The organism is Phascolarctobacterium succinatutens CAG:287, assembly GCF_000434895.1.
Taxonomy (GTDB): domain Bacteria; phylum Bacillota; class Negativicutes; order Acidaminococcales; family Acidaminococcaceae; genus Phascolarctobacterium_A; species Phascolarctobacterium_A succinatutens_A.
Genome location: NZ_FR892780.1, coordinates 1 through 13,923 on the forward strand (window position 1 = coordinate 1; position 13,923 = coordinate 13,923).

Annotated in this window: 11 protein-coding genes; all 11 read right to left on the reverse strand. The window is 48.0% G+C overall.

Features of this window, described 5'->3' with window-relative positions:
• Positions 1-540: 540 nt before the first annotated feature.
• The 11 genes from BN587_RS04035 to BN587_RS04085 all read right to left on the reverse strand — a co-directional run bounded on the left by BN587_RS04035 (position 541) and on the right by BN587_RS04085 (position 13,509).
• Positions 541-2,541, reverse strand: a complete 2,001-nt coding sequence (locus BN587_RS04035; RefSeq protein ID WP_021719867.1) for a sodium-translocating pyrophosphatase — start codon at positions 2,539-2,541, stop codon at positions 541-543.
• 114 nt (positions 2,542-2,655) lie between these two features.
• Entirely contained in the window at positions 2,656-2,886 is a 231-nt protein-coding gene (secG, locus tag BN587_RS04040) for a preprotein translocase subunit SecG (protein ID WP_021719868.1), read from the reverse strand.
• Positions 2,887-3,052: 166 nt separating this feature from the next.
• Positions 3,053-4,339 (reverse strand): phosphopyruvate hydratase, encoded by a 1,287-nt coding sequence (eno, locus tag BN587_RS04045; RefSeq protein ID WP_021719869.1) that lies wholly within the window; start codon positions 4,337-4,339, stop codon positions 3,053-3,055.
• A gap of 17 nt (positions 4,340-4,356) precedes the next feature.
• Positions 4,357-5,871: a 2,3-bisphosphoglycerate-independent phosphoglycerate mutase gene (gpmI, locus tag BN587_RS04050; RefSeq protein ID WP_021719870.1), complete on the reverse strand. Its 1,515-nt coding sequence runs from the start codon at positions 5,869-5,871 to the stop codon at positions 4,357-4,359.
• 55 nt (positions 5,872-5,926) lie between these two features.
• A complete protein-coding gene (gene tpiA / locus BN587_RS04055; RefSeq protein ID WP_021719871.1) occupies positions 5,927-7,852 on the reverse strand; it encodes a triose-phosphate isomerase in 1,926 nt (641 codons plus the stop codon).
• An 18-nt stretch (positions 7,853-7,870) separates the two neighbouring features.
• On the reverse strand, positions 7,871-8,875 hold the full coding sequence (gap, locus tag BN587_RS04060; protein WP_021719872.1) for a type I glyceraldehyde-3-phosphate dehydrogenase: 1,005 nt from the start codon (positions 8,873-8,875) through the stop codon (positions 7,871-7,873).
• Positions 8,876-8,961: 86 nt separating this feature from the next.
• Positions 8,962-9,996 (reverse strand): sugar-binding transcriptional regulator, encoded by a 1,035-nt coding sequence (locus BN587_RS04065; RefSeq protein WP_021719873.1) that lies wholly within the window; start codon positions 9,994-9,996, stop codon positions 8,962-8,964.
• Between the two features lie 276 nt (positions 9,997-10,272).
• Positions 10,273-10,770, reverse strand: coding sequence for a preQ(1) synthase (gene queF, locus BN587_RS04070; protein ID WP_009145817.1), 498 nt, complete (start codon positions 10,768-10,770; stop codon positions 10,273-10,275).
• Positions 10,770-11,273, reverse strand: a complete 504-nt coding sequence (locus tag BN587_RS04075; RefSeq protein ID WP_021719874.1) for a QueT transporter family protein — start codon at positions 11,271-11,273, stop codon at positions 10,770-10,772. Before BN587_RS04075 ends, queF begins: the two co-directional genes overlap by 1 nt.
• Before the next feature lie 14 nt (positions 11,274-11,287).
• The gene (gene queC, locus BN587_RS04080; protein WP_021719875.1) at positions 11,288-11,968 is read right to left on the reverse strand and encodes a 7-cyano-7-deazaguanine synthase QueC; all 681 of its coding nucleotides are present in this window, start codon (positions 11,966-11,968) and stop codon (positions 11,288-11,290) included.
• A 293-nt stretch (positions 11,969-12,261) separates the two neighbouring features.
• A complete protein-coding gene (locus tag BN587_RS04085; RefSeq protein ID WP_021719876.1) occupies positions 12,262-13,509 on the reverse strand; it encodes an MFS transporter in 1,248 nt (415 codons plus the stop codon).
• Positions 13,510-13,923: the final 414 nt, after the last annotated feature.

The window sequence follows — 13,923 nt, forward strand, 5'->3', positions numbered from 1 at the left end:
TGTTGATGCTGTCATAAGCCCAGTGGCCAGCAGGTACGTCAGAGAACGGATTTGCAGCATAAGCAGAAGCGGTTACGCCCAGTGCCATTGCCATTGCGAGTACTAAGGATTTTTTCATTTCAGTTTCCTCCTCAGGATGTAGCAGTATTATCAGACTGCTAATATTATATTTTTACAAATCACCTTCCGGAGTCTCCCGCAAATTCCGCTCAAGAGTTGCCTTGTTTCCTCTGCCATCCTTTGCCGGTTTTTCCTTTGCAGCGATTTATAAAGCAATATTAATGGAAAGTAGAGTATCTCAATCTCCTTACCATAATTGCATTATACCATGCATTGATATTCAGTGCAAGTATTTTTGTTAATCCTATCTTGTTTTTACGTTAAATTTACTTTAGTGTTACACTCATTCTTTTTAAAAGAAAATATCTGCCTACGAACGTACAATATTTGAAAATTAAGCAGCTTCAAATTTGTGCGACAGAACAAAAAAGCTGCTGCAGCTAATGCTGCAGCAGCGTGGATTATAGCTTAACTATAAAATTATTTGAACAGGCCAAGCAGGATACCGCCGTTTGCTGCCAGTACAGGAGCAAATACCAGGGATACAATGGTCATCAGTTTGATCAGGATGTTCATTGCAGGTCCGGAAGTATCTTTGAACGGGTCACCTACAGTATCGCCTACTACGGTTGCATCATGCACCGGAGTGTGTTTACGGCCGGAAGCTTCTACGAATTTCTTAGCGTTATCCCATGCACCGCCAGCGTTAGCCATCAGGATTGCAACCAGTACGCCGGAAGCCAGGGAGCCACCAATCAGGCCGCCCAGAGCTTCAGTACCGAACAGGAAGCCAACCAGCAGAGGAGCAACGATAGCGATAACACCAGGCATAATCATCTCGTGCAGAGCAGCTGCAGTGGAGATGTCTACGCATTTTTGGTAGTCAGCTTTAGCTTTGCCTTCCAGCAGGCCGGGGATTTCGTGGAATTGACGACGAACTTCCTCGATCATCTGGTAAGCAGCTTTACCAACAGATTCCATGGTCATAGCACCGAATACGAACGGCAGGGTTGCACCGATGAACAGACCGATCAGGGTTACAGGGTTCAGCAGGTCGATTGCTTTCAGGCCTACAGTGTGTGCATAAGCAGAGAACAGAGCCAGAGCAGTCAGAGCAGCGGAGCCGATAGCGAAGCCTTTACCGATAGCAGCGGTGGTGTTACCAACGGAGTCCAGGGTATCGGTGATTTCACGTACTTCAGGAGGCAGCTCGGACATTTCTGCGATACCACCAGCGTTATCAGCGATAGGACCATAAGCGTCAACTGCTACGGTCAGACCGGTAGTGGACAGCATACCAACTGCAGCCAGGGAGATACCGAACAGGCCCATGCCTGCATCTTTAGCACCGCCCATGGTGAAGAATGCCAGGATTACACCAACGCAGATGAAAATCATCGGCAGGAAGGTGGAATACATGCCAACAGCCAGACCGGAGATGATGGTGGTTGCCGGACCGGTTTCGGATTGCTCAGCAATCTTCTTAACGGAAGCATAATCAGCAGAGGTGTAGATTTCGGTGATTTTACCGATTAACAGACCAACTACCAGACCGGAAGCAATAGCTACGAATGCAGCAGCGTTACCGAAGATGGAAGTGGACAGGTAGTAAGCAGCAGCAATTACGATTACGCCGCCAACATAGGTACCATGGTTCAGAGCAGCCTGCGGATTGGTGGATTTGCTGCTGCGAGCATAGAATACACCGATCAGGGAAGCAATGATACCAGCGAAAGCCAGCTCGAACACGAACATAATGCCTTCGCCGCCGGGATATGCAACAGCACCCAGAGTAATAGCGGAGATGATAGCACCTACATAGGATTCGAACAAGTCAGCGCCCATGCCTGCAACGTCGCCTACGTTATCGCCTACGTTATCAGCGATGGTAGCCGGGTTACGCGGGTCATCCTCAGGCAGACCTTCTTCTACTTTACCTACCAGGTCAGCGCCAACGTCAGCAGCTTTGGTGTAGATACCGCCGCCAACACGAGCGAACAATGCAATGGAGCTTGCGCCCAGACCGAAGCCGGTAACGATATCAATGTTGCCGAACAGCATGTAAGCAGCAGCAACACCAACGATACCCAGACCAACAACGCCCAGACCCATAACAGCACCGCCGGAGAAAGCAATTTTCAGAGCTTCCGGCATGCCGCCATGTTGAGCAGCTGCAGCAGTACGAACGTTAGCTTTGGTAGCAACGGTCATGCCGATGTAGCCTGCACATACGGAGAATACTGCACCTGCAACGAAGCATACTGCAGTAAGCGGAGATAAGAACATAGAAATTACGATAGCAACTACGACTACGAAAGCAGACAATGCTTTGTATTCGCGGAAGAGGAACGCCATAGCGCCCTCGTGGATGTAACCGGCAATTTCCTGCATACGTGCTGTACCAGCAGGAGCCTTACCGATTGCGCTGCTCAGCATCAGTGCAACTGCGAGTGCAATGAGGCCGACAACAATGGAGATCATTAAGAAATTCAAGACCCAAACCCCTTTCTTTTTATAAAAAATTTAAAATTTTAAGAGTGCGGTTGCACTCTTGGTAACATGATGAGTGCGGAAAACAGGAAAATCCCGTCAGCCTTAAGCGTTGATTTTTGCCAGCGCCAATGTAATAACAGCAAATGCAACACCCAAAACAACCGTAGCCTTCGCCATGACTGTATCCAGATCATTGCCCTTGCCAAAAAAAGCACCGTCACTGCCGCCGAAAGTACTGCCCATACCGCCGCCTTTTCCGGACTGCAGCAGAACTGCGCCAATGAGTGCTATGCAAACGATAACTTCAAGAACCATCAAGACAGTTTCAATCACAGAGCTTACCTCCTCATATTTTTGTACCATAGTATTTTACCATAAAAGACGTGCTCTTACAATCTACTTTTGCAAAATATTTTACAAAAACGCCCTAAATAAAGAAAAAGGTGAGAGTCAGCGCTCTCACCTCATCTTTTACAGCAAATCAGAAAGCTTTTTCTGCTTATTTTTTAATGTTGTAGAAAACCTTCATGCCGTTATATTTTGCAGCCTTGCCCAGATCCTCTTCGATGCGCAGCAGCTGGTTGTATTTGGCAACACGGTCGGTACGTGCTGGAGCACCAGTCTTGATCTGGCCTGCGTTTACAGCAACAGCAATATCTGCCAGAGTGGTGTCTTCGGTTTCACCGCTGCGGTGAGAGATGATGCAGGTGTAGCCTGCGCGTTTAGCGGTTTCGATAGCATTAAAGGTTTCGGTCAAGGTACCGATTTGGTTTACTTTAATCAGAATAGCATTTGCTACGCCCTTTTCAATGCCCTGAACCAGACGCTCTTCGTTAGTAACAAACAGGTCGTCGCCAACCAGCTGAACTTTTTTGCCCAGCTTTTTGGTGAGCTTCTTCCAGCCGTCCCAGTCATCCTCTGCCATACCGTCTTCGATGGAGATAATAGGATATTTCTCGCACAGGCCAGCCAGATAATCTACCATTTCTTCGCTGGTCTTTTCTACGCCTTCACCGGTCATTTTGTATTTGCCGTCTACATAGAATTCGCTGGAAGCAACGTCCATCGCCATAACGATGTCTTTACCGGGTTTATAGCCTGCACGCTCGGTTGCTTCGAGAATAACCTCGATTGCATCTGCATTGCATTTCAGGTTCGGTGCAAAACCGCCTTCATCACCCAGAGCAGTGCTCAGGCCTTTTTCCTTCAGCAATGCCTTCAGATTATGATAAATCTCAGCGTTCATGCGCAGTGCTTCGCTGAAGGATTTAGCGCCAACCGGCATAATCATAAATTCCTGAATATCAACGTTGTTATCTGCATGCTCGCCGCCGTTTAAGATGTTCATCATCGGGACAGGCAGCTCTTTGGCAGCAACACCGCCTAAGTACAGGTACAGCGGCAGGCCTACGGAAGCAGCAGCAGCCTTAGCTACAGCCATGGAAACACCGAGGATAGCGTTAGCGCCGAGGCGGCCTTTGTTCGGAGTGCCGTCCAGGCGAACCAGCAGCTCATCAATTTCGGTTTGGCGGGTTGCGTCCAGGCCGATAATTGCTTCGGCAATAATGTCGTTAACATTATCAACTGCTTTGGTAACGCCCTTGCCCAGGTAACGCTCTTTGTCGCCGTCACGCAGCTCTACAGCTTCGTGTACGCCGGTAGATGCGCCAGAAGGAACAGCAGCGCGTCCCATAGCGCCGTCTTCCAGGCATACTTCAACTTCTACGGTCGGATTGCCGCGGGAATCCAGAATCTCGCGAGCGTAAACTTCAGTAATCATTGCCATTTCTTATCACCTCATGATTAGTCTATCAAAGTTTTACCTGTCATAGCGGCAGGCTGTTTAATATTAAGCAGCTGCAGCAGCGTCGGTGCAATATCGGCCAAAATGCCGTTATGCAGCTTGTGCTGCTCTTCGCTTACTAAAATAAACGGTACAGGGTTAGTGGTATGCGCGGTGTTCGGCGAACCATCACTTTCGGCCATCTTCTCCAGATTGCCGTGGTCCGCGGTAATGCACACGCTGCCGCCAAGGGACAGCACCTTACGTACAATGCGGCCGGCACAGTCATCCACCTTTTCCATAGCGGTAATCGCAGCGCTGAGCACACCGGTATGACCAACCATATCCGGATTTGCAAAGTTCAGGATAATCGCATCAAATTTATCCTTATCCAGCTCTGCCAATAGTGCCTGCGTAACCTCTTCCGCGCTCATTTCCGGCTGCAAATCGTAGGTTGCAACCTTCGGCGAAGGAATCAGAATACGCTCCTCATTAGCATTCGGAGCTTCTACACCACCGTTGAAGAAGAAGGTTACATGCGCATATTTTTCGGTTTCCGCAATCCGCAGCTGGTGCAGTCCATGCTGTGCCAACACCTCACCCAAGGTATCCTTAATCTCCTCCGGAGGAAAGGCTACCGGTGCGGTAATGGTTGCATCATACTGCGTCATGCACACATAATTTACAGGGCGTGCGCCCTCGGGACGTGCAAAATATGGGAAATCCTCATCATGCAGCGCACGGGTAATTTCACGCGCTCTGTCAGGACGGAAGTTGAAGAAAATCACACCGTCACCGGCAGTGATTTTGCCATCTACGCCGTCAACAGTGAAGGGTTCAACAAACTCATCCGTTACGCCTGCGGCATAGGATGCCTCTACGCCGGCAGCAGCGCTTGCAGCTTTGTCGCCCTCGCCCAGCACCAGTGCTTTATAGGCACGCTCCACGCGCTCCCAGCGCTTGTCGCGGTCCATTGCGTAATAGCGTCCGCTGACGGTAGCAATCTTGCCTACGCCAATCTGCGCCATACCATCTTCCAGGTCATGGATATATTCCAGCGCTGTTTTCGGACCGACATCACGTCCGTCGAGGAAAGCATGCACATAAATCTTGGTCAGGCCTTTAACCTTCGCCATGCAGATAAGTGCCAGAAGATGCTCGATGTGGCTGTGAACGCCGCCGTCGGATAACAGTCCCAGAAGATGCAGCGCCTTGCCTGCCTGCTTCGTTTCGTCCATCACCCTGCTGAGCTCTTTGTTCTTATACAAATCGCCATCCTCAATCGCCTTGTCAATGCGTGTCAGGCTCTGGTAGATAATACGGCCGGCACCGATATTCAGGTGACCTACCTCCGAATTGCCGATTTGGCCTGCCGGCAGACCGACAGCCTTGCCGCTGGCTTCCAAGGTTGTATGAGGATAATTTGCAAAATAACTGTCCAGATTAGGAGTTTTTGCCATAGCCGCAGCGTTTGTTTTATCTGCGGGAGCAATGCCCCAACCATCAAGAATCATTAGTAAAACTGGTTTTTTCATTATCAAATTCCTAAAGACGAAGGAGAAAGCAACAGGTGCTTTCTCCGAGGTCTAATTAAAAGCTTCTTACGATTGCGGCAAAGGTGTCAGCCTTCAGGCTTGCGCCGCCTACCAGCACGCCGTCAATACCGCTGAGGTTGAAGGAAGCAGCGTTCTTTTCATTAACACTGCCGCCGTAAAGAATACGAACCTTGCGGGCAATATCCGGCGTAAAGATTTTGCTGATTTTTTCACGAATCAGAGTGCATACTTCCAAAGCATCCTCCGGAGTAGCAGCCTTACCGCTGCCGATAGCCCAGATAGGCTCATAAGCAACAACAAGGTTTTCTGCATCCTCTGCAGAAATTACACGCAGAGCGCTCTTCAGCTGCATATTGATTTTGCGGGCAGTTTTGCCTGCTTCACGCTCAGCCAGATTTTCACCAACGCACAGCATCGGCTTCAGACCGTTGCGATAAGCGGCAATAATCTTGCTGGCAACAATTTTTTCGTTCTCACCGAAAATGGTACGGCGTTCGCTGTGACCAACGAGAACATATTCAGCGCAGATATCGGCAATCATCGCACCGGAAACAGCGCCGGTGAAGGCACCCTTGTCTTCCCAATGCAAATCCTGTGCGCCGTAGCCTACGTGCTTGCCATCGATAGCATCCGCAACAGTTTCCAGTGCGGTGAACGGCGGGAAAATAACAACCTCGTTTAAGGTACCGTTAGTTTCCATAACAATATCCTCAGCAAGCTCTACAGCCTCGCTTACGGTTTTGTGCATTTTCCAGTTGCCGGCAATCATTTTGCGGCGCAGGTCATCCAGCGCAGCAACGCCGGGCAGTACCTTGCCCTCCAGATATTCCAGAGAAGCACCGCCACCGGTGGAAATGTGGGTAATGCGTTTAGCCAGACCCAGCTTTTCGATAGCAGCAACGCTGTCGCCACCGCCGACAATGCTGGTAGCACGGCTCTTAGCTACAGCCTTAGCTACAGCCTCGGTGCCCTTGCAGAATGCGTCCATTTCGAAAACGCCCATCGGTCCGTTCCAGACAATCATCTTAGCGTCAGCCAGAGCTTCGGCATAAGCCTTGCTGGTTTCCGCACCGATATCCAGAGCCATGTAAGCCTGGTTCAGGTTTTTCACCTTTTCGGTTACATGCTCAGCGTCGGGAGCAAATGCAGCAGCCATTACCAGATCGGTAGGCAGCAGCATATTTACTTTATTTTTCTTAGCCTTAGCCAGAAGCTCTTTAGCCAAGTCCAGCTTATCCTCTTCTACCAGGGACTTGCCCATTTTGTAGCCCTGTGCAGCCAGGAAGGTGTTAGCCATACCGCCGCCGATAAGCAGGGTATCAACCTTATCAAGCAGGTTGCTGATAACGCCGATTTTGTCGCTTACCTTAGCACCGCCGATGATAGCAACGAAAGGATGCAGCGGATTGGTTACAGCCTGACCTACATACTGGATTTCCTTTTCCAGCAGGAAGCCTGCTGCAGCAGGCAGGAAGTGGGTTACGCCTTCTACAGAAGCATGTGCGCGGTGAGATACACCGAAGCCGTCATTGACATACAAATCTGCCAAAGAAGCCAGCTTTTCGGCAAATTCCATGTCGTTCTTTTCCTCTTCCTTATGGAAACGCAGGTTTTCCAGCAGCAGGATGTGCCCCGGCTTCAGCTTGCTTGCAGCAGCCTGCGCAGCTTCGCCAACACAGTCGGGAGCGAACAGAATCTTTTTGCCCAGCAGCTTGCCCAAATGCTTAGCTACAGGAGCCAAAGACAATTCCGGTTTAACCTGTCCTTTAGGACGGCCAAGATGTGCCATTAAAATAACGGCAGCCTTTTGCTCCAGCAAATATTGAATGGTCGGCAGAGATGCGGTGATACGAGTATCATCGGTAATCTCGCCTTTATCATTCAGAGGAACGTTAAAATCTACGCGTACCAGTACTTTTTTACCGACAACGTCTAAGTCACGTACAGTTTTTTTATCCACGGATAAGAATCTCCTTTATTACAGACCTTTTTTAGCAATATAAGCAGCCAGGTCAACTACGCGGTTGGAATAACCCCATTCGTTATCGTACCAGCTTACAACCTTAGCCATACGCGGACCAACCATCATGGTGGACAGACCGTCGATGATGGAGCTCAGCGGGCAGCCATTGTAATCGCGAGATACCAGCGGTTCGTCGCTGTAGCCCATGATGCCTTTGAGTTCGCCTTCAGCAGCTTCCTTCAGCACTGCGTTGATTTCTTCGGCAGTGGTGTCTTTTTGCAGCAGAACGGTCAGGTCGGTGATGGAAACGTTCGGGGTCGGAACGCGCATTGCAAAGCCGTTCAGTTTGCCTTTCAGTTCCGGCAGAACCAGAGCAACTGCTTTTGCAGCACCAGTAGTAGTCGGGATGATGGAGCAAGCAGCAGCGCGAGCACGGCGGAGGTCTTTATGCGGCAGGTCCAGAATTCTCTGGTCATTGGTGTAGGAGTGAACAGTGGTCATCAGACCGCTTTCAATACCGAATTTGTTCAGAAGTACTTTGGTGAACGGAGCCAGGCAGTTGGTGGTGCAGGAAGCGTTGGAAATGATGTTGTGTTTTGCAGGATCATATTTGTCTTCGTTAACACCCATAACGATGGTAATGTCTTCGCCTTTTGCAGGAGCGGAGATGATAACCTTTTTAACAGTGTCATGCAGGTGAGCAGCAGCCTTTTCGCCTTCAGTGAAACGACCGGTGGATTCTACAACGATTTCAGCACCAGCTTCGCCCCAAGGAATCTTTGCCGGATCCATGCAGGAGAATACTTCGATTTTGTGACCATCAACAATAATGAAGTTGCCTTCGATGCTGATTTCATGATTGAAAATGCCATGGATAGAATCATATTTCAGCAGGTGAGCCAGAGTCTTGACGTCGCCAAGATCGTTTATTGCAACAACCTCAACCTCAGGATTATTGAATGCAACACGGAAAACCTCGCGGCCGATACGGCCAAAACCATTAATACCTACTTTTGTCATAATAATTTCCTCCTTAATTCTGAGAGAATCTAAATTTTGCACAAATGTGCTCAGTAACAAATTAATACTTTAAGAGCTTCGCTTGTTTATTGCTCTTTAGTCATTTTGAGAATCTCATGCGCTGCAGCCTCATCGGTAATCAAAATATCCTGTCTGGAAGCACGGATAACCGATAAAATTGCGGCAGCCTTCGATTTACCTCCGGCAATACCGATAATTGTGCCGATGTGCTGCAAATCCTGCAGCATCAGGCCGGCATTATTAGTCATATAAACCTGTCTGCCGTCTAAAGCACAATACTGGCCAAACGCCTCGCCTACAGCACCATCTGCCTCCAGCTTGGCAATTACCTCGCTGCCTAAGCGTCTGTGTCTTGCCATAACACTGGCACGGCCTACACCGTGAACAAGAATGTCCGCCTGCTTGATAATATCAACGACAGCGCGTACACCGATATCCTCTTTAAGAATACTGTTTAAGATATCCTCGCTTACACAGTCGGGAACATAAAGCTGACGGTAGGATGCTCCGAGCTTTTGCGCCAGGACAGTTGCAATCGTATTGGCCTGCAGTTCCACATTATCACCCAAGCCGCCGCGTGCCGGTACAACCACCGTATTTGGCTGAGAACCGGAAACATTAGCTGCCATAGCAGCCATAGTAGTGCCGCCGCTGACAGCAACGATATGCTTATTGCCGTCACTCAGCAGCTTGCTGAGAATATGCGCTGCGGTACGGCCGATTTCGCGTTTGACAACGTCCTCCTGGTCCGAATCGCCAGGAAGAATGACGACCTTGCCAATCTTCAGCGTATCACTGAGAGCATTTTCCAAAAACGAAATATCCTGCAGCTTGCGTACATAATCCGCCAGCTCCTTAAGAATATCCGCACCCTCATCAGTCACGCTCATACCGCTGGAAGAAAAATCCAGCAAGCCGCTTTTCTTAAGAAAATCAACCTGAGCACGCAGCACTCTTTCGCTCAGTCCCAGTCTTGCAGCCAGAGCACGTCGGCCTATCGGCGCTTCATGGCTTACCTGACGCAGAATCTGGTAGCGTTGTACGAGCAAATCAGTCAGCTCCGGTACAATTTTCTTTTGCAGATTAATAATACTATCCATAACCAGTTACATCCCTTGACGTGTTTTGTCCCTCGTGGTACTTTTCGTGTCCCACAGATTCAATACAAATAAGTGAATTATTTGTCTATAGCTCATTATAGCATACTCTAATTGATAAATAAAGTGCTGTATTAGTGTTTATTGAAAAAATTTTATAAAAAACGTTCTTTGATTAGCCATCGCTAACTTACGCTGTCTGAAAATACTTTTCATTAGCAGAGGTGTTTCGTAAGCACAAAAAAAGAGCTGCCGCTTACGCAGCAGCTCAAAAATTTTTTATCTGTTATTAACTGTTTCGGGATACATATCATGCATAAAGAGACGCTTCTTCGCAGCCTGCTCCCATTCGGTTCCCGGCTTGCCGTAGTTGGCATACGGATCGATGGACAGACCGCCGCGCGGCAGGAATTTGCCCCAAACCTCAATATACTTAGGCTCCATCAGTTTGATAAGATCCTTCATAATGATATTTACGCAGTCTTCATGGAAATCACCGTGATTACGGAAGCTGAACAGGTACAGCTTCAGAGATTTGCTTTCTACCAGACGTTCGTCGGGCACATACGAAATATAGATAGTCGCAAAATCCGGCTGTCCTGTCATCGGACAAAGGCTGGTAAATTCCGGACAGTTAAATTTAACCCAGTAATCATTTTGCGGATGCTTATTCGGGAAGGATTCCAGAACCTCCGGCGCATAATCGCTTTTATAAGCAGTTTTATTGCCTAACAGGCTTACGCCCTGCAATTCTTCTTTACTTCTGCCACTTGTCATTATTGCTTACCTCCATCAAATGCAAACAGCTTGCCTGCTCCTACACGTTCCAAAGCGGTAACAAGCATTACACTCGCAATACCACAGATGCACTGACCAATCAGCAGACTGCTTGCCAGTACCAGATAAGGAATATCCAACAGAACGCTCAGCCATACAGGAACACCAAGTCCCGGTACAAAGGTTACTGCTGCCCAGATAATCCAATTGCCGCAGCCACGACGCTTAGCAAAAACAATAATACCGGTTGTTACGATACCTACAATAAAGCCGCCGATAATATCCGGCAGACCAAAACCGCCCATCACCGTATTGCTGACAACGTTTGCCAAGCCAAACGGCAGCACCAGAAACGGGAAAATTGCACTTAAGCCATACAGCGCAGTAGCAATACGAATCTGATACTGACCAAAGGCAAAACTCTGGGTGCACATCATCACAACAATATATAATGCAATACACAATGCGGAAAATACTAATTTTTGATTACTTAAACTCTTCATTATCCTTACCTCCTTCAAACCTCTGCTAAGGGATCAACAACACCATTGGCAGCAAAGGCTGCCTCGCGGTCAATACAGGTACCGCACTTATGACAAGGCTTTTCACCGCCGTCATAACAGCTCCAGGTCAGCTCATAGGGAACACCTAAGCGCAAGCCCTCAGCAACGATATCCTTCTTAGTTTTGTCAACAAAGGGAGCAACAAGACGCACCTTACGACCGCTTCCCAGATATACTGCCAAATTCATCGACTCGTTAAATTCAACACTGCAATCAGGATAAGCATTGCCTGCAGCATCATCGGCATGGGGACCGTAGTAAATCTCATTGCATTCATATTCCAGCGCAATGCTTGCCGCAGCAGACAGGAACAGGCCATTACGGAAAGGCACATAAGTGCTTACAGGCTCACCCTTGCTTTCCTTCAGCTGCTCTGCATAGGATGCGTGCGGAACGCTGGTCTCCGAGCCCTGTAGCAGAGAGCATTTACTGTGCGCAAAAATCTTCGACAAATCCATATGCAGCAGCTCTACATGATAATAATCGGCAATCGCCTGCGCTGCTGCAAGCTCCTTGGCATGCTTCTGACCGTAGGACATCGACAAGGCCAGAACATTATCGCCGTATTTTTCTTTTGCCAGTGCCAGACAGGTTGAGCTGTCTACGCCACCGCTTAATAATACTAAAACCTTCATTTTTCCTCCCAATTAATGAGCGGGCAAAGTCCACAAAATATAAAAGGATTCCGTCATCTACAGACGAAATCCTTGCATACATAAAAAATACCGGCCGGCGCCAGTACATCGCCCGTAGTTTTATTTATAGACAGGATGGTTACGAACTGTCTGTTATGAACTTCTAAGATATTATACAGCATATCGCGTTATTTGTCCAGCGTAAGAAAATAGCATAATCAAAAACAGACACCGCCGACATACTTAAAGCATATCGAGGTGTCTGTCTTAAAAGCGTTATAGCTTATCTACTATTATACAATTGCTTTATCAGGCTTTACAAAGAACCAGGCAATAGCACCGCAGATACCGGTTACAGCAGTTGCTGCCAAAGCAGCCTGCCAGCCATAGTTTGTTGCAAACCAGGCAGTAACGGTCGGAGCCAAAACGCCGCCAATATTGCCCCAGAAGTTCATCCAACCGGATACGGAACCGGCAAATTTACCGCCCATGCTGATAACGCTGGACCAGGAAGCACTCATGGTCAGACCGAGAGAGCCTAAGGATACGGAAAGCCAGAGAACATTCATCATCGGATCAGCAGTACGGGTAGAAATGTACAGCGCACCGGCACAAAGAAGAATACCTGCAGCACCGGTTGCAGTCTTAACCATGTTCTGAGACATACCGCTGCGCAGCAGTTTATCGGAATAGTGACCGCAAAGAGTTACTACAGCCATCAGAGAAATCCAGGGAGCAGCTGCCCAGATACCCATTTTAGCTAAGGAGAATTTGTGAACCTCCATGAGATACATCGGCAACCAAGCCAGGAATACGTACATGATATAATCGGTAATCAAAAACTGAATGCCCAAAGCCCAGAATTGGGTAGAACGCAGCAGCTTGCCCCACGGAGCAATCTGTTTTTCACCGGTTGCTTCCACACGACCCTCGTTGATGTGAGCCAATTCTGCTTCATTAACGTAAGGACTGTCCTTCGGATCATCAGTAACATATTTATGCCATGCCCAAGCCAAAATCAGACCAACTACACCAAAGCTGAGGAATACATGATGCCAGCCAAAGGTTGTCATAAGCCATACTACAACAGCAGGACCAACTACAGGACCAAAGAAGCAACCATTAAGAATAAAGGAGCTTGCCTTGCCCTTTTCGTCTTTATTAAACCATTTGTGTTCCGCCATAGCGAACGCAGGATAAATAGGTGCTTCGCCCAAGCCAAACATCAAACGGACAATCGCAAAGGTATATTTACCGCTTGCCACAGCAGTCAAGGCAGTAAATACAGACCACCAGCCGCACGCAATAGAACCAGTAAAGCGATGGCCGAATTTTTCAGCCAGCATACCTCCCGGAACCTGCATTAAAGCATAACCGGCGAAGAAGAAGGATTGAATAAGGCCCATATCAATTTTAGTAAAGCCAAATTCCTTCATGATTACAGGTGTCGCAACAGAAAGGTTAACACGATCCATGTAGGATACAAAGCTGATAGCAAAAATCAGCCACGCTACCTTCCATCTGAAGTTTGTCATTTTCATAGTTTTCTTTCCCTTCATAAAAAACAAATTCTGTTCTTTTATATATTTTTTGTCGAACAGTTAACAATAATGATACTATTTCTTCTCAAAACTGTCAATATTTTTTTGTTGTTTGATTTGTGCGAATATTTGTCTATTGTATAAGGATGTTTGGATTTTATAAGGGAATCGAAGAAATGCGTCATAATAGTATATTGCAGCAATGTAAATCGAAGAGGCGAGTCCGCAGGACGACGCTGATTGGCTGTCACACATAGAACTCTGGTAAATGGAGCGAGGGGTATATCGTGCAAGGAATAGTAATTTTAGCAAATGAGCATTTGGAACCATAGAAGTGTTGCATTCTTGCGTGCGCATCCAAGAAGCGAGTCCACAGGACAACGCTGATTGGCTGTCACACATAGAACTCTGGTA